At 61.5% G+C, this 24,016-nt stretch carries 24 protein-coding genes; 9 read left to right on the top strand and 15 right to left on the bottom strand.

The features are described from left to right. Window positions 1–64: 64 nt before the first annotated feature. From hflD to POS17_RS19710, 4 genes are all read right to left on the bottom strand, one after another. A complete protein-coding gene (gene hflD, locus POS17_RS19725; RefSeq protein ID WP_060840129.1) occupies window positions 65–688 on the bottom strand; it encodes a high frequency lysogenization protein HflD in 624 nt (207 codons plus the stop codon). Continuing rightward, window positions 685–1,818, bottom strand: coding sequence for a tRNA 2-thiouridine(34) synthase MnmA (gene mnmA, locus POS17_RS19720; RefSeq protein ID WP_060840128.1), 1,134 nt, complete (start codon window positions 1,816–1,818; stop codon window positions 685–687). The genes hflD and mnmA overlap by 4 nt, the downstream gene beginning before the upstream one ends. A gap of 71 nt (window positions 1,819–1,889) precedes the next feature. After that, the gene (locus tag POS17_RS19715; protein WP_060840127.1) at window positions 1,890–2,336 is read right to left on the bottom strand and encodes an NUDIX hydrolase; all 447 of its coding nucleotides are present in this window, start codon (window positions 2,334–2,336) and stop codon (window positions 1,890–1,892) included. Window positions 2,337–2,496: 160 nt separating this feature from the next. Further along, on the bottom strand, window positions 2,497–4,722 hold the full coding sequence (locus POS17_RS19710) for an NADP-dependent isocitrate dehydrogenase (protein ID WP_060840126.1): 2,226 nt from the start codon (window positions 4,720–4,722) through the stop codon (window positions 2,497–2,499). A gap of 505 nt (window positions 4,723–5,227) precedes the next feature. On the opposite strand from POS17_RS19710, the gene icd reads away from it, so the two are divergent. Next, the gene (gene icd / locus POS17_RS19705; RefSeq protein ID WP_016964815.1) at window positions 5,228–6,484 is read left to right on the top strand and encodes an NADP-dependent isocitrate dehydrogenase; all 1,257 of its coding nucleotides are present in this window, start codon (window positions 5,228–5,230) and stop codon (window positions 6,482–6,484) included. Window positions 6,485–6,563: 79 nt separating this feature from the next. On the opposite strand, the gene cspD is transcribed toward icd, so the two are convergent. Continuing rightward, the gene (gene cspD / locus POS17_RS19700; protein WP_016964814.1) at window positions 6,564–6,821 is read right to left on the bottom strand and encodes a cold shock domain-containing protein CspD; all 258 of its coding nucleotides are present in this window, start codon (window positions 6,819–6,821) and stop codon (window positions 6,564–6,566) included. A gap of 224 nt (window positions 6,822–7,045) precedes the next feature. Between cspD and clpS the strand changes: the two genes are divergently transcribed. Continuing rightward, complete coding sequence (gene clpS, locus POS17_RS19695) at window positions 7,046–7,408, top strand: ATP-dependent Clp protease adapter ClpS (RefSeq protein ID WP_011062173.1); 363 nt, start codon at window positions 7,046–7,048, stop codon at window positions 7,406–7,408. Window positions 7,409–7,437: 29 nt separating this feature from the next. Further along, on the top strand, window positions 7,438–9,708 hold the full coding sequence (clpA, locus tag POS17_RS19690; RefSeq protein WP_060840125.1) for an ATP-dependent Clp protease ATP-binding subunit ClpA: 2,271 nt from the start codon (window positions 7,438–7,440) through the stop codon (window positions 9,706–9,708). Between the two features lie 125 nt (window positions 9,709–9,833). On the opposite strand, the gene infA is transcribed toward clpA, so the two are convergent. From infA to trxB, 4 genes are all read right to left on the bottom strand, one after another. Further along, entirely contained in the window at window positions 9,834–10,052 is a 219-nt protein-coding gene (gene infA, locus POS17_RS19685; RefSeq protein WP_002553999.1) for a translation initiation factor IF-1, read from the bottom strand. 100 nt (window positions 10,053–10,152) lie between these two features. Then, complete coding sequence (locus POS17_RS19680; protein WP_060840124.1) at window positions 10,153–10,860, bottom strand: arginyltransferase; 708 nt, start codon at window positions 10,858–10,860, stop codon at window positions 10,153–10,155. 58 nt (window positions 10,861–10,918) lie between these two features. Then, the gene (gene aat, locus POS17_RS19675) at window positions 10,919–11,599 is read right to left on the bottom strand and encodes a leucyl/phenylalanyl-tRNA--protein transferase (protein WP_060840123.1); all 681 of its coding nucleotides are present in this window, start codon (window positions 11,597–11,599) and stop codon (window positions 10,919–10,921) included. Between the two features lie 72 nt (window positions 11,600–11,671). Next, window positions 11,672–12,622, bottom strand: coding sequence for a thioredoxin-disulfide reductase (gene trxB / locus POS17_RS19670; RefSeq protein WP_060840122.1), 951 nt, complete (start codon window positions 12,620–12,622; stop codon window positions 11,672–11,674). Window positions 12,623–12,918: 296 nt separating this feature from the next. Here trxB and POS17_RS19665 point away from each other — a divergent pair, with 296 nt between their 5' ends. The 6 genes from POS17_RS19665 (at window position 12,919) to cysG (ending at window position 20,440) form a co-directional block, all read left to right on the top strand. Then, the gene (locus tag POS17_RS19665; RefSeq protein ID WP_060840121.1) at window positions 12,919–15,327 is read left to right on the top strand and encodes a DNA translocase FtsK; all 2,409 of its coding nucleotides are present in this window, start codon (window positions 12,919–12,921) and stop codon (window positions 15,325–15,327) included. Window positions 15,328–15,394: 67 nt separating this feature from the next. After that, window positions 15,395–16,018 (top strand): outer membrane lipoprotein chaperone LolA, encoded by a 624-nt coding sequence (lolA, locus tag POS17_RS19660; RefSeq protein ID WP_011062167.1) that lies wholly within the window; start codon window positions 15,395–15,397, stop codon window positions 16,016–16,018. A 33-nt stretch (window positions 16,019–16,051) separates the two neighbouring features. Next, window positions 16,052–17,377, top strand: a complete 1,326-nt coding sequence (locus tag POS17_RS19655) for a replication-associated recombination protein A (RefSeq protein ID WP_060840120.1) — start codon at window positions 16,052–16,054, stop codon at window positions 17,375–17,377. Beyond that, a complete protein-coding gene (gene crcB, locus POS17_RS19650) occupies window positions 17,374–17,748 on the top strand; it encodes a fluoride efflux transporter CrcB (RefSeq protein ID WP_041119048.1) in 375 nt (124 codons plus the stop codon). Before POS17_RS19655 ends, crcB begins: the two co-directional genes overlap by 4 nt. A gap of 16 nt (window positions 17,749–17,764) precedes the next feature. Then, a complete protein-coding gene (serS, locus tag POS17_RS19645) occupies window positions 17,765–19,045 on the top strand; it encodes a serine--tRNA ligase (protein ID WP_060840119.1) in 1,281 nt (426 codons plus the stop codon). Continuing rightward, entirely contained in the window at window positions 19,046–20,440 is a 1,395-nt protein-coding gene (gene cysG / locus POS17_RS19640; RefSeq protein ID WP_060840118.1) for a siroheme synthase CysG, read from the top strand. It abuts the gene before it with no gap. 71 nt (window positions 20,441–20,511) lie between these two features. Here cysG and POS17_RS19635 read toward each other — a convergent pair whose 3' ends face one another. From POS17_RS19635 to tusD, 6 genes are all read right to left on the bottom strand, one after another. Continuing rightward, window positions 20,512–21,513, bottom strand: coding sequence for a glutathione S-transferase family protein (locus POS17_RS19635; protein WP_060840117.1), 1,002 nt, complete (start codon window positions 21,511–21,513; stop codon window positions 20,512–20,514). A gap of 88 nt (window positions 21,514–21,601) precedes the next feature. Then, window positions 21,602–22,603 (bottom strand): glycosyl transferase family protein, encoded by a 1,002-nt coding sequence (locus POS17_RS19630; protein WP_060840116.1) that lies wholly within the window; start codon window positions 22,601–22,603, stop codon window positions 21,602–21,604. Continuing rightward, complete coding sequence (locus POS17_RS19625; RefSeq protein WP_016966956.1) at window positions 22,600–22,935, bottom strand: TusE/DsrC/DsvC family sulfur relay protein; 336 nt, start codon at window positions 22,933–22,935, stop codon at window positions 22,600–22,602. Before POS17_RS19625 ends, POS17_RS19630 begins: the two co-directional genes overlap by 4 nt. Beyond that, entirely contained in the window at window positions 22,932–23,228 is a 297-nt protein-coding gene (gene tusB, locus POS17_RS19620; protein ID WP_060840115.1) for a sulfurtransferase complex subunit TusB, read from the bottom strand. The genes POS17_RS19625 and tusB overlap by 4 nt, the downstream gene beginning before the upstream one ends. Continuing rightward, window positions 23,228–23,590: a sulfurtransferase complex subunit TusC gene (tusC, locus tag POS17_RS19615; RefSeq protein WP_060840114.1), complete on the bottom strand. Its 363-nt coding sequence runs from the start codon at window positions 23,588–23,590 to the stop codon at window positions 23,228–23,230. The genes tusB and tusC overlap by 1 nt, the downstream gene beginning before the upstream one ends. A gap of 1 nt (window position 23,591) precedes the next feature. Beyond that, window positions 23,592–23,984 carry a sulfurtransferase complex subunit TusD gene (gene tusD / locus POS17_RS19610; RefSeq protein ID WP_060840113.1) on the bottom strand — a complete coding sequence of 131 codons (393 nt, stop codon included), beginning with the start codon at window positions 23,982–23,984 and terminating at the stop codon, window positions 23,592–23,594. Window positions 23,985–24,016: the final 32 nt, after the last annotated feature.

Raw genomic sequence — 24,016 nt, 5'->3', positions numbered from 1 at the left:
ATCCGCGGGTCCGTTGCCAACTGACCAGCGTCTTACGCGCAGCTCTTGAAAAATCAGGCGCAGCTCAGCTGCTGCGCATCAATGGATACAGCTCTTTGAGCAATTTGCGCCGGCTGATCACCAGTTGCCAGCGATGGCCGCCCAGCTGGCGCCACAGGCGCGCCGAGCGAATGCCGGCCAGCAGCAGGGCGCGGATCTTCGAGGCGTTGCTCGGCTGCTGCAGGTTGCGCATGTCGCCGTGCACCTGGATGCGTTGGCGCAGGGTGCTCAGGGTGTCCTGGTACAGCCCGCCGCATGCAGCAATGACGTTTTCGTGGGCCGGGCCGAAGTGTTCGACCTGGGACTGGATCTGCGGCAGGCGCTTGCCGATGGTTTCCAGCAGGTCATCGCGCTTGGCCAACTGGCGTTCCAGGCCGAGCATCGACAAGGCGTAGCGCAGGGGCTCGCGTTGCAGGGTGCTGGGGTCGCGCTCCAGGGCGCCGATCAGGGCGCGGTAGCCCTCGCGCAGGTTGAGGTCGTCGCCACCGTAGACCTCCAGGGTGTCCTTGGGGTCACGGATCAGCAGGCTGCCGAGCATGCAGCTCAAGGCCGCTTCGCTGACCTGGCCGGTCTTGGCGATGCGGTCCACCAGCACCGCTGCGAGGAATACACCGCCCAGCGCCGTCAGTTGCTCCTGAATCGGGCTCATGGGCGGGCGTCCTTGCTGCTCCAGGGTTCGGCCACTTCGATCACGCCGCCGCCGAGGCAGATTTCACCGTCGTAGAACACCACGGACTGGCCGGGAGTCACCGCGCGCTGCGGATCGTCGAAGGTGGCGCGGTAGCCGTTGGCGGTCCGCTCCAGGGTGCAGGGCTGGTCGCTCTGGCGGTAGCGCACCTTGGCGGTCAGGCGCCGTGGCTGGCTCAGGTCGATGGGGTTGACCCAATAGATGTCGGAAGCCAGCAGGGCGCGGGAGAACAGCCACGGATGGTCGTTGCCCTGGCCGACGATCAGCTCGTTGTGCTCCAGGTCCTTGATCAGCACGTACCACGGCTCTTCGCCAGCGTCTTTCAGGCCGCCGATGCCCAGGCCCTGGCGCTGGCCGATGGTGTGGTACATCAGGCCGTGGTGGCGGCCGATGACTTCACCTTCGGTAGTCTTGATCTCGCCGGGCTGGGCCGGCAGGTATTGCTTGAGGAAGTCGCTGAAGCGCCGCTCACCGATAAAGCAGATGCCGGTGGAGTCTTTCTTCTTGGCGGTGGCCAGGTCATGTTTCTCGGCGATGGCGCGCACTTCGGGTTTTTCCAGCTCGCCTACCGGGAACAGGGTCTTGGCGATCTGCTCGCCGCCCACGGCATGCAGGAAGTAGCTCTGGTCCTTGTTCGGGTCCAGGCCCTTGAGCAGTTCGGTGCGGCCGTCGATGTCGCGGCGGCGTACATAGTGGCCGGTAGCGATCAGGTCGGCGCCGAGCATCATGGCGTAGTCGAGGAACGCCTTGAACTTGATTTCGCGGTTGCACAGGATGTCCGGGTTCGGCGTGCGGCCGGCCTTGTATTCGGCCAGGAAGTGCTCGAACACGTTGTCCCAGTACTCGGCGGCGAAGTTGGCGGTGTGCAGCTTGATGCCAAGTTTGTCGCACACGGCCTGGGCGTCGGCCAGGTCATCCATGGCGGTGCAGTATTCGGTGCCGTCGTCTTCCTCCCAGTTCTTCATGAACAGGCCTTCTACCTGGTATCCCTGTTCCATCAGCAGGAGGGCGGAAACGGAAGAATCCACGCCGCCGGACATGCCGACAATGACGCGTTTCTTTTGGGTGTCAGAAGAGGCTGGATCACGCATAGGAATTCAACGGGTGTCTTGAAAAAGGACGCGATTCTAACAGGCTGAGGCCTGCAAGGCTAAAACTGCGGTTAAAGCATTGGTCGGATCAGCGCCAGGCTGTGCAACTGGCCGTCCAGGTAATCGTCCAGGCATTGCAGGATCAGCTCGCTGCGCCAGTGGGCGCGCTGTTCCAGCAGTTGCTCGCGGCTCAGCCAGCGTGGGCCGATGATGCCGTCATCCAGCTGATAGTCCGGACGGTGGCGCAGCGCTTTGGCGGCAAAGCACACGCGCTGGTAGGTCACGCCATTGCTGGGGGCGGTGTACAGGTAGATGCCGACCACGCCGGTCAATTCCACGTCCCAGCCGGTTTCCTCCAGGGTTTCGCGAATGGCCGCCTGGAGCAGGCTTTCATTGGCGTCCAGGTGCCCGGCGGGCTGGTTGAGCACGGCGTGTTCGCCCGAGTACTCCTCGACGAACAGGAAGCGGCCCTGGTCTTCGACGATGGTGGCGACAGTGATATGGGGTTGCCATTCCATAAAGGCACTCCTTTATAAGGGGGAAGCATTGTAGGAGCCGGCTTGCCGGCGAAGCGAGCGCCTCATGTTCGCGTGAGGGCAGTCGCCGGCAAGCCGGCTCCTGCGGGCTCCACAAGCACAAACCCCGGCGCGGGGCCGGGGTTTGTGTGTTCGCTCGTGCTTACACCAGCGCAGCAATGGCCGCGTTGAGGGTGGCGCTCGGGCGCATGGCCTTGCTCACCAGCTCTGGGTTGGCGCTGTAGTAGCCGCCGATGTCCACGGGCTTGCCCTGTACGGCGTTGAGCTCGGCGACGATGGTCGCTTCGTTCTCGGTCAGGGTCTTGGCCAGAGGGCTGAACTGCGCTTGCAGGGCAGCGTCCTCGGTCTGGGCGGCCAGGGCTTGTGCCCAGTACAGCGCCAGGTAGAAGTGGCTGCCGCGGTTGTCGATGTTGCCGACTTTGCGCGATGGCGACTTGTTGTTGTCGAGGAACTGGCCGGTGGCCTGGTCCAGGGTCTTGGCCAGTACCAGGGCTTTCGGGTTGTTGTAGGTGTTGCCCAGGTGCTCCAGGGAGGCGGCCAGGGCCAGGAACTCACCCAGGGAATCCCAGCGCAGGAAGTTCTCTTCCAGCAGCTGTTGCACATGCTTAGGAGCCGAACCGCCGGCGCCGGTTTCGAACAGGCCGCCACCGTTCATCAGCGGCACGATCGACAGCATCTTGGCGCTGGTGCCCAGCTCCATGATCGGGAACAGGTCGGTCAGGTAGTCGCGCAGCACGTTGCCGGTCACCGAGATGGTGTCCTTGCCGTCGCGGGTGCGGGCCAGGGTGAACTTCATGGCTTCGACCGGGGACATGATGCGGATGTCCAGATCGCTGGTGTCGTGATCCTTCAGGTAGGCCTGAACTTTCTCGATCATCACGCCGTCGTGGGCGCGCATCGGGTCCAGCCAGAAAATCGCCGGGGTGCTGCTGGCACGGGCACGGTTGACGGCGAGCTTGACCCAGTCCTGGATCGGCGCGTCCTTGGTCTGGCACATGCGGAAGATGTCGCCGGCTTCGACTTTCTGCTCCAGCAGCAGCTTGCCTTGGCTGTCGGTCACGCGAACCACGCCGTCAGCCTTGATTTCGAAGGTCTTGTCGTGGGAGCCGTATTCTTCGGCTTTTTTCGCCATCAGGCCGACGTTTGGCACGCTGCCCATGGTGGTCGGATCGAACGCGCCATTGGCTTTGCAGTCTTCGATCACGGCCTGGTAGATGGTGGCGTAGCAACGGTCCGGGATCACGGCCTTGGTGTCGTGCAGTTGGCCGTCGGTGCCCCACATCTTGCCGGAGTCACGGATCATGGCCGGCATCGAGGCGTCGACGATCACGTCGCTCGGTACGTGCAGGTTGGTGATGCCTTTGTCGGAGTTGACCATGGCCAGGGCAGGGCGTGCAGCGTAGACCGCCTGGATGTCGGCTTCGATCGCGGCTTGCTGCTCGGCTGGCAGGGCCTTGATGCGGGCGTACAGGTCGCCAATGCCGTTGTTCAGGTTGAAGCCGATTTCCTGCAGCACGGCGGCGTGCTTGCTCAGGGCGTCCTGATAGAACTCGGCAACGATCTGGCCGAACATGATCGGGTCGGAGACCTTCATCATGGTGGCCTTGAGGTGCACCGACAGCAGTACGCCTTGTTTCTTGGCGTCTTCGATTTCAGCGGCGATGAAGGCGCGCAGGGCCTTTTTGCTCATCACGGCGCAGTCGAGGATCTCACCAGCTTGCACGGTGGTCTTTTGTTTCAGGACGGTGGCGGTGCCGTCTTGGGCGATCAGCTCGATCTTGACGCTGTCTGCGGCTTCGATCAGCGCGGCTTTTTCGCTGCCGTAGAAGTCGCCGTTGCTCATGTGGGCAACGTGAGACTTGGAGTCCTTGGCCCAGGCGCCCATCTTGTGCGGGTGTTTGCGCGCGTAGTTCTTCACCGACAGCGGAGCGCGGCGGTCGGAGTTGCCTTCACGCAGGACCGGGTTCACGGCGCTGCCCTTGACCTTGTCGTAGCGCGCCTTGGCGTCTTTGTCGGTGTCGCTGGTCACGGTTTCCGGGTAGTCCGGCAGGGCGTAGCCCTGGGCCTGCAGTTCCTTGATCGCGGCTTGCAGCTGCGGTACCGAGGCGCTGATGTTCGGCAGCTTGATGATGTTGGCTTCTGGGGTGACGGCCAGTTCGCCCAGTTCGGCGAGGTGGTCCGGCACCGCTTTGGCACCCAACTGCTCAGGGAAGCTGGCGAGGATGCGGCCGGCCAGGGAGATGTCGCGGGTTTCCACGGCGATATCAGCCGAAGCGGTGAAGGCTTCTACGATAGGCAGCAGGGAATAGGTGGCGAGGGCCGGAGCTTCGTCGGTGAAGGTATAGATGATCTTCGAGCGGGTGGGCATATTCGGATTAACTCTCTTCTTTGCTAAAGCGTGCGCAGAAACTCGAGGTGCGCCGGGTAAGCGCTTTCGTTCAAAGGTCATCCATGAGCCGAATGTCGAGGTTTCTTCGCGGTGATGTTGGGTGCATCAGTCGAGCGTCAAGCGGGTGGGCTGCGGTAACAACCCGGCTTTGGGCGGCCGGTCTCGGCTTGTTTTCTTCGGTAGCAGAGCGTTCGGCCGTCGTGACTCTATGGTCAGCGGCGGCATTATACATAGGTAGCTAGCAAAGCGCCGTTGCTTCATAGGTACCGGTGCTCGTCCATTGGTCTAAAGGTCGCAGGCGGGGTGCAGGCGTAGAGTCGTTGGCTGTGCTCGAATTTGGCACTTTTCCCTTTGCATTCAGGCTTGTAGGCCGCGAACCGTAAAGCTTTCACGGCATATGGGTGGAACATGAGGTTCCCGTCCAGATTCAACTGGGTTACGCTCGAACGCAGCCAGATGTTCAATCCACACAACGGAGTTCAGCATGGGATACAAGAAGATTCAGGTTCCAGCAGTCGGCGACAAAATCACCGTCAACGCAGACCATTCTCTCAATGTTCCTAACAACCCGATTATTCCTTTCATCGAAGGCGACGGTATTGGTGTTGATATCAGCCCGGTCATGATCAAGGTTGTCGATGCTGCGGTTAAGAAGGCTTACGGCGGCGAACGCAAGATTTCCTGGATGGAAGTGTATGCCGGGGAAAAAGCGACTCAAGTGTACGACCAGGACACCTGGCTTCCTCAGGAAACCCTGGACGCAGTGAAGGATTACGTGGTTTCCATCAAGGGCCCGCTGACCACTCCGGTCGGTGGCGGTATCCGTTCCCTGAACGTGGCCCTGCGTCAGCAACTTGATCTTTACGTGTGCCTGCGCCCGGTGCGCTGGTTCGAAGGCGTGCCCAGCCCGGTGAAAAAGCCGGGTGATGTGGACATGACCATCTTCCGTGAAAACTCCGAAGACATTTACGCCGGTATCGAGTGGAAGGCCGGTTCGGCAGAAGCCACCAAGGTCATCAAGTTCCTTAAGGAAGAAATGGGTGTCACCAAGATCCGTTTCGACGAAAACTGCGGCATCGGTGTCAAGCCGGTTTCCCTGCAGGGCACCAAGCGTCTGGCGCGCAAGGCGCTGCAATATGTAGTGGATAACGATCGTGATTCGCTGACCATCGTCCACAAGGGCAACATCATGAAGTTCACCGAAGGTGCCTTCAAGGAATGGGCTTATGAAGTGGCGGCCGAAGAGTTCGGCGCAACCCTGCTGGACGGCGGTCCGTGGATGCAGTTCAAGAACCCGAAAACCGGCAAGAACGTCATCGTCAAGGATGCCATCGCCGATGCCATGCTCCAGCAGATCCTGCTGCGTCCGGCGGAATACGATGTGATCGCCACTCTGAACCTCAACGGTGACTATCTGTCCGACGCCCTGGCGGCGGAAGTGGGCGGCATTGGTATCGCTCCAGGTGCCAACCTGTCCGATACCGTGGCCATGTTCGAGGCAACCCACGGTACTGCGCCCAAGTATGCCGGCAAGGATCAGGTCAACCCGGGCTCGCTGATTCTCTCTGCGGAAATGATGTTGCGTCACATGGGCTGGACCGAGGCGGCGGACCTCATTATCAAGGGCACCAACGGCGCGATTTCGGCCAAGACTGTGACCTATGACTTCGAGCGTCTGATGGAGGGTGCGACCCTGCTGTCTTCCTCGGCCTTCGGCGATGCGCTGATCTCGCATATGTAAGCGCAACCGCGTGCAAAGCAAACCGGCCGACTCAATCCCTTGAGTCGGCCGGTTTTTTTATCACTGGATGTTGGGTGTATCAGCTCAAGGCGCTTTCAGGTTGCGCCTCGGCGGGGATGATTTCACCGGGCACCTTCAAGGCGCTGATTTTGACCGCATGCAGGCCCTTGGGGCCCTGGATGATCTCGAAGCTCACAGCCTGTCCGGCTTTCAAGGTCTTGTAGCCATCCATCTCGATGGCCGAGTAATGGGCAAACAGATCATCCGTCTTGCCCTCCTCATTAATAAAGCCATAACCCTTGGCATTGTTGAACCACTTGACCTTACCGCTAGCCATACTCATATCCCTCTGCAACAGACTCCATCACTGGAGTATCATCCAGTTCATCCGCCGCCAAGCTTGGTAAAAAGGTTGACGCCGCGGACGTTTATTACCCAATGTGGGCCCTATTGGTTGTAACACCGTTTTGCCGATAGTCAAGGTGACCCGGCGGTCGGAGTTGAATTCCATCCAGAGCGCCCCCACCACTGTATTTGCACAACTGACGAACCTTTCTTTCCATGCATGCAATCAGCCAGATTCGACTAACATTCAATCAGGATCGCCCGGACTTGCACGACGACGATTCCGCTGGCTTGGCTGTACAGGAAGCTAAGCCTGCATTACAGGCGCCGCCGATGTACAAGGTGGTTTTGTTCAACGATGACTACACCCCGATGGATTTCGTCGTCGAAGTGCTCGAGATGTTTTTTAACCTGAATCGCGAGCTGGCGACCAAGGTCATGCTGGCCGTCCATACAGAAGGGCGGGCAGTGTGTGGATTGTTTACCCGCGACATCGCCGAGACAAAGGCCATGCAGGTCAACCAGTACGCCCGGGAAAGCCAGCATCCGCTACTCTGTGAAATCGAGAAGGACGGTTAACGCCGACCACTTGGGTATGAGGTGAAGCTATGTTAAACCGCGAGCTCGAAGTCACCCTCAATCTCGCCTTCAAGGAGGCCCGTTCGAAGCGTCATGAGTTCATGACCGTCGAGCACCTTCTGTTGGCTCTTTTGGATAATGAGGCCGCCGCCACCGTTTTACGTGCCTGCGGAGCAAACCTCGACAAACTCAAGCACGACCTGCAGGAGTTCATCGACTCCACCACGCCGCTGATCCCGGTCCATGACGAGGATCGCGAGACTCAGCCGACCCTGGGTTTCCAGCGTGTGCTGCAGCGTGCTGTCTTTCACGTCCAGAGCTCGGGCAAGCGTGAAGTCACTGGCGCCAATGTGCTGGTGGCCATCTTCAGTGAGCAAGAGAGTCAGGCGGTGTTCCTGCTCAAGCAGCAGAGCGTCGCCCGTATCGATGTGGTCAATTACATCGCCCACGGCATCTCCAAGGTGCCTGGGCATGGCGATCATTCTGAAGGTGAACAGGATATGCAGGATGAAGAGGGTGGTGAGTCGTCTTCTTCGAGTAATCCCCTGGATGCCTATGCCAGCAATCTCAACGAGCTGGCCCGTCAGGGGCGCATTGATCCGCTGGTAGGGCGTGAGCAGGAAGTGGAGCGTGTAGCCCAGATCCTGGCTCGTCGGCGCAAGAACAACCCGTTGCTGGTGGGTGAAGCGGGCGTGGGCAAGACCGCGATTGCCGAAGGCCTGGCCAAGCGTATCGTCGACAATCAGGTTCCGGACCTGCTGACCAACAGCGTGGTCTACTCCCTGGACCTCGGGGCATTGCTGGCGGGTACCAAATACCGTGGCGACTTCGAGAAGCGCTTCAAGGCGTTGCTGAGCGAGTTGAAAAAACGCCCTCAGGCGATCCTGTTCATCGATGAAATCCATACCATCATCGGTGCCGGTGCGGCGTCCGGTGGGGTGATGGATGCCTCGAACCTGCTCAAGCCATTGCTGTCTTCGGGTGACATCCGCTGCATCGGTTCGACCACGTTTCAGGAGTTCCGTGGCATTTTCGAGAAGGATCGCGCCCTGGCGCGGCGCTTCCAGAAAGTCGACGTGTCCGAGCCCTCGGTTGAAGACACCATCGGCATCCTGCGCGGTCTCAAGGGGCGTTTCGAACAGCATCACAGTATCGAATACAGTGATGAGGCGCTGCGTGCCGCTGCGGAGCTGGCCTCGCGCTACATCAATGACCGGCACATGCCTGACAAGGCCATTGATGTGATTGACGAGGCGGGTGCCTATCAGCGCCTGCAGCCGGTTGATAAGCGCGTGAAGCGCATTGAAGTGGCCCAGGTTGAAGACATCGTGGCGAAAATTGCCCGGATTCCACCAAAACACGTCACCAGCTCCGATAAAGAGTTGCTGCGCAACCTTGAGCGCGATCTCAAGTTGACGGTGTTCGGTCAGGATGCGGCGATTGATTCGCTGTCCACGGCGATCAAGCTGTCCCGTGCCGGCCTGAAATCCCCGGACAAGCCAGTCGGTTCCTTCCTGTTCGCCGGTCCTACCGGTGTCGGCAAGACCGAGGCGGCCCGGCAATTGGCCAAGGCCATGGGGATCGAGTTGGTGCGCTTCGACATGTCCGAGTACATGGAGCGGCACACAGTCTCGCGTCTGATTGGTGCGCCTCCCGGCTATGTTGGTTTTGATCAGGGCGGTTTGCTGACCGAAGCGATCACCAAGCAGCCACATTGCGTGTTGCTGCTCGATGAAATCGAGAAGGCTCATCCGGAAGTTTTCAACCTGCTGCTGCAGGTGATGGATCACGGCACCCTGACCGACAACAACGGGCGCAAGGCGGATTTCCGCAATGTCATCCTCATCATGACCACCAACGCCGGTGCTGAAACCGCGGCGCGAGCCTCCATAGGTTTCACTCATCAGGATCATTCTTCCGATGCCATGGAAGTGATCAAGAAGAGCTTCACGCCGGAGTTCCGCAACCGTCTGGACACCATTATCCAGTTCGGTCGCCTGAGCCATGAAGTGATCAAGAGCGTGGTGGACAAGTTCCTTACCGAGCTTCAAGCGCAACTGGAAGACAAGCGCGTGCAGCTGGAAGTGACCGATGCCGCTCGCAGCTGGCTGGCTGCCGGTGGTTACGACGTGACGATGGGTGCGCGTCCGATGGCGCGTTTGATCCAGGACAAGATCAAGCGTCCCCTGGCCGAGGAGATCCTGTTTGGCGAATTGTCCGACCATGGCGGTGTGGTGCACATCGACATCAAGGATGGCGAGTTGACCTTCGATTTCGAAACCACGGCGGAAATGGCTTGATGGCCGCATAACGCAGCAGTACCGCCAAAGGCACCGGAGGGTGCCTTTGTGCTATCTGGGGTTTGCCGGTTTATTCGAGACGAACAAAAACGCCCGGCATAACCGGGCGTCTTGTATTGACTTGCTTAGCGAGCGCGGTAAGTGATCCGACCTTTGCTCAAGTCATAGGGCGTCAGCTCGACGCGCACTTTGTCACCGGTAAGAATACGAATGTAGTTCTTGCGCATCTTGCCGGAAATATGCGCGGTTACGACGTGCCCATTTTCCAACTCCACGCGAAACATGGTGTTGGGCAGGGTGTCGACGACAGTGCCTTCCATTTCGAAGCTGTCTTCTTTCGACATGCAGTAAAGCCCTCGGTATCCAATGAATGGCCCGGTGCAACTGCGCCAGGCAAAAGCGGCGTGCATTGTGCCCGAAAAGTGGGGTTTAAGCCAAGACCTTCTAGTTGAGGATCACCCATCTCTGGTTAACCAGTAGCTCTATGGGGCGATATTGGGTCTTGTAGCTCATCTTTTTGCAGTTTTTGATCCAGTAGCCGAGGTACACCGCGTCCAGGCCCTGGCGCAGGGTTTCGCCAATTTGCCAGAGAATCGCATAACGCCCCAGGCTGCGGCGTTCTTCGTCGGGCTCATAGAAGGTGTAGACCGCGGAAAGGCCATTGGGCAGCAGGTCGGTGACCGCTACTGCCAGCAGGCGACCGTCCAGGCGGAACTCATAGAAGCGCGAGAAGGGCAGGTCGCGTACCAGAAAGGTCGAGAACTGGTCGCGGCTGGGAGGGAACATGTCGCCATCGGCGTGACGTTGCTCGATATAGCGTTGATACAGCTCGAAATATTCTTCGTTGAATGCCGGTTTGGCCGCTTGTACCCGCAGATCGCTGTTGCGTTTGAGGATGCGCTTTTGTTGACGGTTGGGCAGGAATTGCGCCACGGGGATGCGCGCCGGCACACAAGCGTTGCAATTCTGGCAGTGGGGCCGGTACAGGTGATCTCCACTGCGGCGAAAGCCCATTTCCGACAGGTCCGCATAAACGTGCACGTCCATGGGCTGACTGGGATCGAGGAACAGGGTAGTGGCCTGTTCGTCGGGCAGGTAGCTGCAAGAGTGGGGTTGAGTGGCATAAAACTTCAGGCGCGCCAACTCGGTCATGAGTCAACCCTCGGAATAAGCTTTGAAATTAAGTGTAAGCCACTGCCGTCAAACCCGCCTAGGAAACCCATGTGGCGCGGCTCGGCTGATCCAGATGCCGCTTGAGGTAGTCGGCGAATTCCGCTCGGGTAATGGATCTCGCCCCCAGACTGTGCAAGTGCTCGGTGGGCATCTGGCAGTCGATCAGCACAAAACCCCACGCCTTCAGGTGTTGTACCAGGGTCGCGAAACCGAATTTCGAAGCATTATCGGCGCGGCTGAACATCGACTCGCCAAAGAACAACTGCCCCATGGCCAGGCCATAAAGGCCGCCTACCAGCTCGCCCTGATACCAGACTTCCACCGAGTGAGCGTGGCCGCGTTGGTGCAGTTGCTGATAGGCCTGCTGCATGGCTTCGCTGATCCAGGTGCCGTCGGCATAGGCGCGGGGGGCTGCACAGGCGCTGATCACGGCAGCGAAATCCTGGTCGAAGGTCACTTCATAGCGCTGTTTGCGCAGCAGCTTGCCCAGGCTGCGGGACACGTGCAGCTCATCAGGGAAGAGTACGGTGCGCGGATCAGGAGACCACCAGAGGATGGGTTGGCCTTCAGAAAACCAGGGAAAACAGCCGTGACGATAGGCCTGGACCAGGCGGTCGGCCGATAGATCACCGCCCGCAGCCAGCAGTCCGTTGGGCTCGCGCATGGCTTTTTCCAGAGGGGGGAAGGCAAGGTTGTTGCGTTGTAACCAGGTCAGCATGGCATCCAGACTTGTGGCAGGGGAGGGCGGTGGCGGGTCAATGTTGGCCCGCCACAAGCGTAGGGCGAGGGGTTAGTGGTCGTCGAGGAATTTTTCCGCATCCAGGGCTGCCATGCAGCCTGCGCCCGCAGAAGTAATGGCTTGGCGATAGACGTGATCGGCCACGTCGCCGGCAGCGAATACTCCCGGGATGCCGGTAGCGGTGGCGTCGCCTTCGCTGCCGCCCTTGACCAGCAGATAGCCGTCGCGCATCTCCAGTTGCCCCTGGAACAGGTCGGTATTGGGTTTGTGACCGATGGCGATAAATACCCCAGCCAACGCCAGGTCCTTGGTGGCTCCGCTGTGGCTGTCCTTGAGGCGGGCACCGGTCACGCCGCTGGCATCCCCCAGCACTTCCTGCAGGTGCTGGTTCCAGTGCAGGCGAATATTGCCGTTGGCGGCCTTGTCGAACAGCTTGTCCTGAAGGATTTTCTCCGCGCGAAGCTTGTCGCGGCGGTGCACCAGGTGCACTTCCTTGGCGATATTGGACAGGTACAGGGCTTCTTCCACGGCGGTATTGCCGCCACCGACCACTGCCACCACCTGATTGCGATAGAAGAAGCCGTCGCAAGTGGCGCAGGCGGAAACCCCTTTGCCGGCAAACGCTTCCTCCGAGGGCAGGCCCAGGTACTGCGCCGATGCGCCGGTGGCGATGATCAGCGCGTCGCAACTGTAGGTGCCACTGTCGCCGATGAGGATAAAGGGGCGCTGCTGCAACTGAGCGGTGTGAATGTGGTCATAGACGATCTGGGTGTCGAAGCGCTCGGCGTGCCTCTGCATGCGCTCCATCAGTACGGGTCCGGTCAGGCCTTCGACATCGCCGGGCCAGTTGTCCACTTCGGTGGTGGTGGTCAGTTGTCCGCCGGCTTGCAGGCCGGTAATAACCGTGGGTTTGAGGTTGGCGCGGGCGGCGTAGACAGCGGCGCTGTAACCGGCTGGACCGGAGCCCAGAATGATCAGGCGGGAATGCTGTGCTTGGTTCATAAAAACACCTCATAAGCCTTTGTCACAAAAGAGAATGCATGCTCCAATTGAACAGTGCGTATCACGCAATTGACTATGCTTAACAGACTGTTCTGACGTGGCATGGTGTGAACAAACCCGTACAATACGACGATGCACCAGGCTTATTCAGAATTGCACCGTTTCAGAAGCAAGGGGCAGAGTGTTAAAAGTAGCCCCAGTTAGGCCGGTCAACTTTATTTACCTGCTCGGATTGAGCAGTATCTTGTTAGTCAATCACCCGTTGGACGCGCTTATGGCGCAGGAAAAGACGCGTTTTGAAGAAATCCACCGCAGCACCTAAACCTGTTGTTCCGCTCTGGCGTCAGCAATTGCACTACCGGCTCAAGGAAGGTGCATTGATCGCCATTGGAGCCCTGTGCCTGTTCTTGATGATGGCACTTCTGACCTACGGTAAAGATGATCCGGGTTGGAGTCATAACAGCAAGATCGAAGATGTGCAGAACTTCGGTGGTCCCGCCGGTTCTTACAGCGCCGATATCCTGTTTATGGTGTTGGGTTATTTCGCTTATATCTTCCCGCTGCTGTTGGCGATCAAGACCTATCAGATCTTCCGTCAGCGTCATGAGCCCTGGCAGTGGAGCGGCTGGCTGTTTTCCTGGCGACTGATCGGCCTGGTGTTCCTGGTGCTGTCCGGCGCTGCGCTGGCCCATATCCATTTTCATGCCCCCACCGGCCTGCCTGCCGGTGCTGGTGGTGCCCTGGGCGAAAGCCTGGGTGACCTGGCCAAGAATGCCCTGAACGTGCAGGGCAGTACCCTGATGTTCATTGCCCTGTTCCTGTTCGGCCTGACGGTATTTACCGACCTGTCCTGGTTCAAGGTGATGGACGTCACCGGCAAGATCACTCTCGACCTGTTCGAACTGTTCCAGGGCGCGGCCAATCGCTGGTGGGATGCCCGCGTGGAGCGCAAGCAACTGGTGGCGCAGCTGCGCGAGGTGGATGCTCGGGTCGATGAAGTCGTGACCCCGAACATCGCCGACAAGCGCGAGCAGGCCAAGGTCAAGGAGCGTCTGATCGAGCGCGAGCAGGCCTTGAGCAAGCACATGTCCGAGCGCGAGAAGCAGGTGCCGCCGGTGATCACGCCGGTAGCGGTCAAGCCGCCCGAGCCCAGCAAGCGCGTGCAGAAAGAGAAGCAGGCGCCGCTGTTCGTCGACAGCGCAGTGGAAGGTACCTTGCCGCCGATCTCGATTCTTGATCCGGCGGAAAAAAAGCAGCTCAATTATTCGCCCGAATCCCTGGCCGCCGTCGGTCACCTGCTGGAAATCAAGCTCAAGGAATTCGGCGTCGAGGTCGCGGTGGACTCGATCCATCCGGGCCCGGTGATTACCCGTTACGAAATCCAGCCGGCAGCCGGGGTGAAAGTCAGCCGTATCGCCAACCTAGCCAAGGACCTGGCCCGTTCCCTGGCCGTGACCAGCGTGCGGGTGGTGGAAGTGATTCCCGGCAAGACCACCGTCGGCATCGAGATCCCCAACGAAGACCGGCAGATCGTGCGTTTCTCCGAAGTGCTCTCGACCCCGGAATACGACAACTTCAAATCCCCGGTCACCCTGGCCCTGGGCCATGACATCGGCGGCAAGCCGATCATCACTGACCTGGCGAAAATGCCTCACCTGCTGGTGGCCGGTACCACCGGTTCCGGTAAGTCGGTGGGGGTCAACGCGATGATCCTGTCGATCCTGTTCAAGTCCGGCCCGGAAGACGCCAAGCTGATCATGATCGACCCGAAGATGCTCGAACTGTCGATCTACGAAGGCATTCCGCACCTGCTGTGCCCGGTGGTCACCGACATGAAGGACGCAGCCAACGCTCTGCGCTGGAGCGTGGCGGAGATGGAGCGGCGCTACAAGCTGATGGCCAAGATGGGGGTGCGCAACCTTTCGGGCTTCAACGCCAAGGTCAAGGAAGCCATCGACGCCGGCACACCACTGGCCGATCCGCTGTACAACCGCGAAAGCATCCACGACGAAGCGCCGCTGCTGACCAAGTTGCCGACCATCGTCGTGGTAGTGGACGAATTCGCCGACATGATGATGATCGTCGGCAAGAAGGTCGAAGAGCTGATCGCCCGTATCGCCCAGAAGGCCCGGGCCGCCGGTATCCACCTGATCCTCGCGACCCAGCGGCCGTCGGTGGACGTGATCACCGGCCTGATCAAGGCCAACATCCCGACCCGCATGGCGTTCCAGGTGTCGAGCAAGATCGACTCGCGGACCATCATCGACCAGGGCGGCGCCGAACAGCTGCTGGGTCACGGTGACATGCTCTACATGCCGCCTGGCACCAGCCTGCCGATCCGCGTCCACGGCGCCTTCGTCTCCGACGATGAAGTGCACCGCGTGGTGGAAGCCTGGAAACTGCGCGGCGCGCCGGAATACAACGACGACATCCTCAACGGTGTCGAAGAGGCGGGCAGTGGCTTCGAAGGCAGCAGCGGCGGTGGCGACGGTGATGATCCGGAAGCCGACGCGCTGTACGACGAAGCCGTGCAGTTCGTCCTGGAAAGCCGCCGGGCCTCGATCTCGGCGGTACAGCGCAAGCTGAAGATTGGCTACAACCGTGCCGCCCGGATGATCGAGGCCATGGAAATGGCCGGGGTGGTGACGGCGATGAACACCAACGGCTCCCGCGAAGTGCTGGCGCCGGGCCCGATGCGCGACTGATCCCGTTTCGTTTTCAGCGGCGTGAGGTCACGCCGCTTGCCTACCCATTCAATTTATGAGGAATTCCATGCGCCTGATTCGCATGTTGCTGCTGCCGGTACTGGCTGTGACCACCTTGTCGGCCCACGCCGACCCCAAAGACGTGGCGCGCCTGACCCAGTTGCTGGAAAAGTCCCAGACCCTGACTGCGCGTTTCTCACAGCTGACCCTGGACGGCAGCGGCACCCAATTGCAGGAAACCGCTGGCGAGATGTCGCTGCAGCGTCCTGGCCTGTTCTACTGGCACACCGATGCGCCGCAAGAGCAGCTGATGGTTTCCGATGGTCAGAAAGTCTCGCTGTGGGACCCGGACCTGGAGCAGGTGACCATCAAGAAGCTCGACCAGCGCCTGACCCAGACTCCGGCCCTGCTGTTGTCCGGTGACGTGTCGAAGATCAGCGAAAGCTTCGACATCACCTCCAAGGAAGCCGGTGGCGTGATGGACTTCACCCTCAAGCCGAAGACCCGCGACACCCTGTTCGACAGCCTGCGCCTGTCGTTCCGCAACGGCATGATCAACGACATGCAGTTGATCGACAGCGTCGGCCAGCGCACCAATATCCTGTTCACCGGGGTCAAGGCCAACGAAGCGATCCCGGCGTCCAAGTTCAAGTTCGACATCCCCAAGGGTGCCGATGTGATCCAAGAGTAAGCAGCCGCAGCCGCAAGGTTTCGAAGGTAGTCCATGGACCTGTTTCGTAGTGCCCCGATCGCCCAGCCACTGGCCGCACGCTTGCGTGCCACCAACCTGGACGAGTACGTCGGTCAGCAGCACCTGCTGGCCCGGGGCAAGCCGCTGCGCGAGGCCCTGGAGCAGGGCGCCCTGCATTCGATGATCTTCTGGGGCCCGCCCGGGGTCGGCAAGACCACCCTGGCGCGGCTGCTGGCGGAAGTCTCTGACGCCCACTTCGAAACCGTCTCGGCGGTGCTGGCCGGGGTCAAGGAGATCCGCCAGGCGGTGGAAATCGCCAAGCAGCAAGCCGGGCAATACGGACGGCGGACCATTCTGTTTGTCGATGAAGTGCATCGTTTCAACAAGTCGCAACAGGATGCCTTCCTGCCCTACGTGGAAGACGGCACGCTGATCTTTATCGGTGCCACCACGGAAAACCCATCCTTCGAACTCAACAATGCCTTGCTCTCCCGAGCGCGGGTGTATGTGCTCAAGAGCCTGGATGAAACCGCCCTGGGCAGCCTGGTACAGCGTGCCCTGACTGAAGAGCGGGGGCTGGGCAAGCGCCAGTTGAGGCTCAGCGATGAAGGCTTCCAGATGCTGCTGTCGGCGGCCGATGGCGATGGCCGGCGCATGCTCAACCTGCTGGAAAACGCCTCGGACCTGGCCGAAGACGGCGGCGAGATCGGCGTTGATCTGTTGCAAAGCCTGCTGGGGGATACCCGCCGGCGTTTCGACAAGGGTGGCGAAGCCTTCTACGACCAGATTTCCGCGTTGCACAAATCGGTGCGCGGCTCCAACCCTGACGGCGCCCTGTACTGGTTTGCGCGCATGCTCGACGGCGGCTGCGACCCGCTGTACCTGGCCCGGCGCGTGGTACGCATGGCCAGCGAGGACATCGGCAACGCCGACCCGCGGGCGCTGAGCCTGTGCCTGGCGGCCTGGGATGTGCAGGAGCGCCTGGGCAGCCCCGAAGGCGAGCTGGCGGTGGCCCAGGCCATTACCTACCTGGCCTGCGCGCCGAAGAGCAACGCCGTGTACATGGGCTTCAAGGCCGCCATGCGCGCCGCTGCCGAGCACGGCTCCCTGGAAGTGCCGATCCACCTGCGCAACGCCCCGACCAAGCTGATGAAGCAGTTGGGTTACGGCGACGAATACCGCTACGCCCATGACGAGCCGGATGCCTACGCCGCTGGCGAAGACTATTTCCCCGAAGAGCTGGAGCCATTGCCGCTCTACCAGCCGGTGCCCCGTGGCCTGGAACTGAAGATCGGCGAGAAGCTCAAGCACCTGGCCGCCCTGGACCGGGCCAGCCCCTTGCAGCGGAGAAAACCGTGATCCCCCTGATCCTCGCAGTCTCCGCCGGTGGCGTGGCCGGTACCCTGTTGCGTTTCACCACGGGCAACTGGATCAACGCCAATTGGCCGCGGCACTTCTATACCGCGACGCTGGCCGTTAATATCGTGGGCTGCCTGCTGATCGGCGTGTTGTACGGACTGTTCCTGGTCCGTCCGGAAGTGCCGATCGAAGTGCGTGCCGGATTGATAGTGGGCTTCCTCGGTGGCCTGACGACTTTTTCATCCTTTTCACTGGATACCGTGCGTCTGCTGGAAAGCGGACAAGTGGCGCTGGCCCTGGGCTACGCGGCACTGAGCGTATTCGGCGGGCTGCTTGCTACCTGGGCCGGCCTGTCCTTGACCAAACTTTGATAAACGAGAGAACGACATGCTCGATTCCAAACTGTTACGTAGCAACCTCCAGGACGTAGCGGATCGTCTGGCATCCCGCGGCTTTGCCCTGGATGTGGCACGCATCGAAGCGCTGGAAGAACAGCGCAAGACCGTGCAGACCCGCACCGAGCAACTGCAGGCTGAACGTAACGCGCGCTCCAAGTCCATCGGTCAGGCCAAGCAACGCGGCGAAGACATCGCCCCGCTGATGGCCGACGTCGAGCGCATGGGGAACGAGCTGAGCACCGGCAAGGCCGAGCTGGAAAACATCCAGAGCGAACTGGACTCGATCCTGTTCGGCATTCCCAACCTGCCTCACGAATCGGTGCCGGTCGGTGAAGACGAGGACGGCAACGTTGAAGTGCGCCGCTGGGGCACTCCGACCACCTTCGACTTCCCGATCAAGGATCACGTGGCCCTGGGCGAAACCCACGGCTGGCTGGACTTTGAAACCGCCGCCAAGCTGTCCGGCGCGCGCTTCGCCCTGCTGCGCGGCCCGATCGCCCGTCTGCACCGCGCCCTGGCGCAGTTCATGATCAACCTGCACACCGGCGAGCACGGCTACGAAGAGGCCTACACCCCGTATCTGGTACAGGCCCCGGCCCTGGTGGGCACCAGCCAGCTGCCGAAGTTCGAGGAAGACCTGTTCAAGATCACTCGCGAAGGCGAAGCCGATCTGTACCTGATCCCGACCGCCGAAGTGTCCCTGACCAACATCGTCGCCGGCGAGATCCTCGACGCCAAGCAACTGCCGCTGAAGTTCGTCGCCCACACGCCGTGCTTCCGCAGTGAAGCCGGTGCCTCGGGTCGCGACACCCGCGGCATGATCCGCCAGCACCAGTTCGACAAGGTCGAGATGGTCCAGGTGGTTGAGCCGTCGACTTCCATGGAAGCCCTGGAAGGCCTGACCGCCAACGCCGAAAAGGTCCTGCAACTGCTGCAACTGCCGTACCGCGTACTGGCCCTGTGCACCGGCGACATGGGCTTCAGCGCGCTCAAGACCTACGACCTGGAAGTCTGGGTGCCGAGCCAGGACAAATACCGCGAGATCTCCTCGTGCTCCAACTGCGGCGACTTCCAGGCCCGGCGCATGCAGGCGCGCTTCCGTAACCCGGAAACCGGCAAGCCTGAGCTGGTGCACACCCTCAACGGCTCCGGCCTGGCCGTGGGCCGTACCCTGGTGGCGGTGCTGGAGAACTACCAGCAGGCCGACGGTTCGATCCGCGTGCCGGACGTACTGAAGCCATACATGGGTGGTCTTGAGGTCATCGGCTAAATGGAATATCTGCCGCTGTTTCACAACCTTCGCGGCAGTCGTGTGTTGGTGGTCGGTGGAGGGGAGATCGCCTTGCGCAAATCCCGTCTGCTGGCCGATGCCGGTGCGCAGCTGCGAGTGGTCGCGCCTGAAATAGAAGCGCAATTGCAGGAACTGATCGTCGCCAGCGGCGGTGAGTCCCTGCTGCGCGGTTATGTCGAGGCCGACCTCGACGGCTGCACCCTGATTATCGCCGCCACCGACGACGAATCCCTCAATGCTCAGGTCTCCGCCGATGCCCGTCGGCGTTGCGTCCCGGTCAACGTGGTGGACGCGCCGGCCCTGTGCAGCGTGATCTTTCCCGCCATCGTCGACCGTTCGCCGCTGGTCATCGCGGTGTCCAGCGGCGGCGATGCGCCGGTGCTGGCGCGGTTGATCCGGGCCAAGCTGGAAACCTGGATTCCTTCCACCTACGGCCAGTTGGCCGGGTTGGCGGCGCGTTTTCGGGCCCAGGTCAAAGGCCTGTTTCCGGATGTGCAGCAGCGCCGGGCGTTCTGGGAGGATGTATTCCAGGGCCCCATCGCTGATCGCCAGCTGGCGGGGCAGGGCGCTGAAGCCGAGCGTCTGTTGCAGGCCAAGATTGCCGGCAAGGCGCCCCATGCGCCGGGCGAGGTGTATCTGGTCGGCGCGGGCCCGGGTGATCCGGACCTGCTGACCTTCCGCGCCCTGCGCCTGATGCAGCAGGCCGACGTGGTGCTCTACGACCGTCTGGTGGCGCCGGCGATTCTCGACCTGTGCCGCCGCGACGCCGAACGCATCTACGTCGGCAAGCGTCGCGCCAATCACGCCGTGCCTCAGGAGCAGATCAACCAGCAACTGGTGAACCTGGCCCGGCAAGGCAAGCGTGTGGTGCGGCTCAAGGGTGGCGATCCGTTCATCTTTGGCCGGGGCGGCGAAGAGATCGAAGAGCTGGCGGCCCACGGCATTCCGTTCCAGGTGGTGCCGGGGATTACCGCAGCCAGCGGTTGCTCGGCCTACGCCGGGATTCCCCTGACTCACCGCGACTACGCGCAGTCGGTGCGCTTCGTCACCGGTCACCTCAAGGACGGCACCAGCAACCTGCCCTGGAGCGACCTGGTGGCACCGGCTCAGACCCTGGTGTTCTACATGGGCCTGGTAGGTCTGCCGACCATCTGCGAGCAACTGATCAAGCACGGTCGCGGCGCCGACACCCCGGCTGCCCTGGTTCAGCAGGGCACCACCAGCAACCAGCGAGTGTTCACCGGTACCCTGGCCAACCTGCCGGCGCTGGTAGCGGAGCACGAAGTGCACGCGCCGACCCTGGTGATCGTTGGCGAAGTGGTCCAGCTGCGCGAGAAGCTGGCATGGTTCGAAGGCGCCCAGTCCGAGGTCTGAAAAGCTTCGCCGGCAAGCCGGCTCCTACAGATCCCACTGTTGTAGGAGCCGGCTTGCCGGCGAAAGCGTCCTCAACCCCTGCACCAAACCCCTTGTCCGCTCAACCGTTGCCGATCATGTGCGTGGCCGAAGTCCTGTTGCGGCCCCTTTGGCACGATCCCGGTCGGATTGATGGTGCGATGGCTGGCGTAGTAGTGCCCCTTGATATGGGCGAAATCCACCGTCTCGGCAATCCCCGGCCACTGATACAGCTCCCGCAGCCAGTTCGACAGGTTCGGGTAATCGGCTATCCGCCGCAGGTTGCACTTGAAGTGGCCGTGGTACACCGCATCGAAACGGATCAGCGTGGTGAACAGCCGCACATCGGCTTCGGTCAGGTACTCGCCAGCCAAGTAGCGTTGTTTTCCCAGTAACGCTTCCAAAGCGTCCAGCTCGGCAAAGACATCATCGAACGCCGTCTCATAGGCCTGTTGTGAAGTGGCAAACCCGGCGCGGTACACACCATTGTTCAGCGCGGGGTAGATGCGTGCGTTGAGATCATCGATGAGTGCGCGCAATGGCTGCGGATAAAAATCCAGGGCGTTGCCGGTCAGGCCGTCGAAGGCGCTGTTGAACATGCGGATGATCTCCGCCGACTCGTTGCTGACGATGCGCTGTTGCTGCTTGTCCCACAGCACCGGCACGGTGACGCGGCCGGTGTAGTCGGCGCTGTCGGCGGTGTAGCGCTGGTGCATGTAGTCGAAGTGATCCAGTGCGTCGCCGCTGGAGCCGTAGGCGCTGTCGAAGGTCCAGCCGTGCTCGCGCATCAGCCAGCTGACTACCGAGACATCGATCAACTGTTCCAACCCTTTGAGCTTGCGCAGGATCAGGGTGCGGTGGGCCCAGGGGCAGGCCAGGGAGACATACAGGTGGTAGCGCCCGGCCTCGGCGGCAAAGCCGCCTTCGCCGCTGGGGCCCGGGCGGCCATCGGCGGTGACCCAGTGCCGGCGTTGCGCCTGTTCCCGTTGGAAGGTGCCGTCCTTGCCGCTTTCGTACCACTGGTCATGCCAGCGCCCATCGATCAGCAGTCCCATGGAATGCTCCTCAGCTATTGTGCGTTGGAGTGCAGTCTATGCCCCTGGGTTCGAACAAAAAGCGCAAAGCGTGGGCGGTTTTGATCGATTAAATCGATCTGTCCCGGGCATCCCAATACTGCTGGGCCAGCGCGAAGGCCTGCTCCCGCGGCGTGCCCAGGCCGCGCAGGGCCAGAGCCATAGTGGCCAGCAGCGCCAGTTGTGGGTAGCTGTCCTCAACATCACCGCGCCACAGCGCCTTGAGGTGCTCGGGATCCAGGCTGGCCGGCTTCACATGGCGTTGTGCCGACAATGCCGGCCACTCTTCGTCCCAGCTAACCCCACCGGTGCTGCCGTACAGATGGCTGGTGGTGTCCGGGTTGATCTCGATCTCGCCGCCATCGCCCTTGATCACGATGACGTTGTCCCCTAGCAGGCCGCTGGCATCGCGGTGCACTGCCTGGTAACCGGGGTGGAAGATGCTCTGCAGGCCGCAACGGGCGCCCAGGGGGTTTAGCAGGCGCGCCAGGGAGTGGATTGGCGAACGCAGGCCTAAGATGTTGCGCAAATCGATCATGCGCTGCAGCTGCGGCGCCCAGTCGCCTAGCGGCATGAAGGCCAGGTTGCCCTGGTCCAGTGCCTGGCTGACCGATGGCCAGTCACGGCACAGGGGAATCCCCAGGGGCTCGAGCAACTGCTCGGTGTACAGGCGCCCGGCGGTATGGGCGCCGCCGCCGTGGAGCAGGATGCGCACGCCGTTCTGCGCCAGGCACTTGGCCGCCAGCAGGTACCAGGGCAGGTGGCGCTTCTTGCCGGCGTAGGTCGGCCAGTCGAGGTCCAGGGCGATCGCCGGGGCGTTGAGGCGCTGGCGCAAGGCTTCGGTAAAGCCCGCCAGCTCTTCCGGGCTTTCTTCCTTGTGCCGCAGCAGCATGAGAAAGGCGCCCAGCTGGGTGTCCTCGACCTTGTCGTCCAGCAGCATGCCCATGGCTTCCCGGGCTTCTTCCCGGGTCAGGTTGCGCGCACCACGCTTGCCCTTGCCAAGGATGCGCACGAACTGGGCAAAGGGATGCTCTGGCGGGGTCTGGGTGAGCAGGGGGGCGAAATCGTTCATAAGCAATTGGTCGGCTTCGGCAGGCCCGCCAGCTTGGCGGCAAGTTTGGCGGGAGTGCCCTTGAACAGTCGGTTCAGGTGCAGGCTGTTGCCCTTGTCCGGGCCCAGCTTGAGGGCGGTGTACTTGATCAGCGGGCGGGTGGCCGGGGACAGCTGGAACTCTTTATAGAAGCCCTGCAGCAGTTCGAGGATTTCCCAATGCTCCGCGCTCAGCTCCAGCTCTTCGTTCGCGGCCAGGGCTTGGGCCACGTCGGCGGACCAGTCGTCGAGATTGACCAGGTAACCGTCCTTGTCCAGTTCGATGGCGCGAGCGCCCACAGTCAGGGTACTCATAGCCAGGTATTGACCTTGTCATGCTCAATCGACAGGTCGACGAAGCCTGGGTAATCCACCGCCTTGGCCCAGGTCGGCAGCGCCAGGCCCCGGGCTTGCAAGTCCTCTTCCAGCACATACAGATTCAGGCCGCTACGGGCGCCCAGTTCGCCGTAAAGAGTGGTGCCTGGCTGCAAGGCATAGGCGGCGTCGCCGCACAGCAGCAGGCCGTCGGTGCTGCCCAGCAGGCGCAGGCAGCTGCTCAGGCGGGTGTCGGTGAAGGGTGAGTGGGACAACACATGCAAGGTCGACATCAGAGGGTAATCACCTGGTCAAAACGGTCGATGATCCCGGCCAGTTCCGGGGCGTCCAGCAACTGCACCGCGTCAAGGCTCAAGGTTGCCGGGTCCAGACCACGAGCAGCGAGGCTGGCGCTGCAGGCAAACAGTTCGTCGACGCCGAACAGCGACAGCGCCTGCAGATTGGCGCTCAGGTCTTTCTGGCGCAGCAGCGACGCCTGTTGCCCCGGCGCCAGTTGCAGCACGCCATCGTCGAGAAACAGCAGGCCGATCGGCAGGTCGAAGGCGCCGCCGGCCAGGACGATGTCCAGGGCCTCCCGGGCACCAGGGCCGGACCAGGGCGCCTGACGGCTGATCAACAACAGGGATTTGGCCATCTCACGCCCCTCCAAAACAGATCAGGCGGTCGGCGGCCTGTACCGCGTCATGCAACTGGCCGAGCCCCGACAGTTCCCAGGGCGCCTCGACGTTCACCGCCGTGCGCTGATAGCGCTGGGCTTCGTCGGCGTTCAACACACCCCGGCGCAGGGCGGCGGCGATGCACACCACGCCATCGAGCTGATGCTGCTCGACAAATTCGCGCCATTCCCGGGGCAGGTCCTGTTCGTCCTGGGGTGTGACGACACTGTTGGCAGCGTTGTGCACGCCGTCCTGATAGAAAAACAGCCGGACAATCTCATGCCCGCCCGCCAGCGCCGCCTGGGCGAACAGCAGGGCGCGGCGCGAGGAAGGCGCATGAGCGGCAGAGAACAGGGCGATGGCGAACTTCATGACGGACTCGATGGATAAAACTGCGGCCATGA

Origin of the sequence: Pseudomonas sp. Os17, from assembly GCF_001547895.1 — a bacterium.
Classification (GTDB): Bacteria; Pseudomonadota; Gammaproteobacteria; order Pseudomonadales; family Pseudomonadaceae; genus Aquipseudomonas.
This window is presented reverse-complemented; position numbering and strand designations above follow the sequence as displayed.

Coding starts and splice junctions, on each gene's coding strand:
- hflD (WP_060840129.1), bottom strand. CDS start 688: ATGAGCCCGATTCAGGAGCAACTGACGGCGCTGGGCGGTGTATTCCTC.
- mnmA (WP_060840128.1), bottom strand. CDS start 1,818: ATGCGTGATCCAGCCTCTTCTGACACCCAAAAGAAACGCGTCATTGTC.
- POS17_RS19715 (WP_060840127.1), bottom strand. CDS start 2,336: ATGGAATGGCAACCCCATATCACTGTCGCCACCATCGTCGAAGACCAG.
- POS17_RS19710 (WP_060840126.1), bottom strand. CDS start 4,722: ATGCCCACCCGCTCGAAGATCATCTATACCTTCACCGACGAAGCTCCG.
- icd (WP_016964815.1), top strand. CDS start 5,228: ATGGGATACAAGAAGATTCAGGTTCCAGCAGTCGGCGACAAAATCACC.
- cspD (WP_016964814.1), bottom strand. CDS start 6,821: ATGGCTAGCGGTAAGGTCAAGTGGTTCAACAATGCCAAGGGTTATGGC.
- clpS (WP_011062173.1), top strand. CDS start 7,046: ATGCATGCAATCAGCCAGATTCGACTAACATTCAATCAGGATCGCCCG.
- clpA (WP_060840125.1), top strand. CDS start 7,438: ATGTTAAACCGCGAGCTCGAAGTCACCCTCAATCTCGCCTTCAAGGAG.
- infA (WP_002553999.1), bottom strand. CDS start 10,052: ATGTCGAAAGAAGACAGCTTCGAAATGGAAGGCACTGTCGTCGACACC.
- POS17_RS19680 (WP_060840124.1), bottom strand. CDS start 10,860: ATGACCGAGTTGGCGCGCCTGAAGTTTTATGCCACTCAACCCCACTCT.
- aat (WP_060840123.1), bottom strand. CDS start 11,599: ATGCTGACCTGGTTACAACGCAACAACCTTGCCTTCCCCCCTCTGGAA.
- trxB (WP_060840122.1), bottom strand. CDS start 12,622: ATGAACCAAGCACAGCATTCCCGCCTGATCATTCTGGGCTCCGGTCCA.
- lolA (WP_011062167.1), top strand. CDS start 15,395: ATGCGCCTGATTCGCATGTTGCTGCTGCCGGTACTGGCTGTGACCACC.
- POS17_RS19655 (WP_060840120.1), top strand. CDS start 16,052: ATGGACCTGTTTCGTAGTGCCCCGATCGCCCAGCCACTGGCCGCACGC.
- serS (WP_060840119.1), top strand. CDS start 17,765: ATGCTCGATTCCAAACTGTTACGTAGCAACCTCCAGGACGTAGCGGAT.
- cysG (WP_060840118.1), top strand. CDS start 19,046: ATGGAATATCTGCCGCTGTTTCACAACCTTCGCGGCAGTCGTGTGTTG.
- POS17_RS19635 (WP_060840117.1), bottom strand. CDS start 21,513: ATGGGACTGCTGATCGATGGGCGCTGGCATGACCAGTGGTACGAAAGC.
- POS17_RS19630 (WP_060840116.1), bottom strand. CDS start 22,603: ATGAACGATTTCGCCCCCCTGCTCACCCAGACCCCGCCAGAGCATCCC.
- POS17_RS19625 (WP_016966956.1), bottom strand. CDS start 22,935: ATGAGTACCCTGACTGTGGGCGCTCGCGCCATCGAACTGGACAAGGAC.
- tusB (WP_060840115.1), bottom strand. CDS start 23,228: ATGTCGACCTTGCATGTGTTGTCCCACTCACCCTTCACCGACACCCGC.
- tusC (WP_060840114.1), bottom strand. CDS start 23,590: ATGGCCAAATCCCTGTTGTTGATCAGCCGTCAGGCGCCCTGGTCCGGC.
- tusD (WP_060840113.1), bottom strand. CDS start 23,984: ATGAAGTTCGCCATCGCCCTGTTCTCTGCCGCTCATGCGCCTTCCTCG.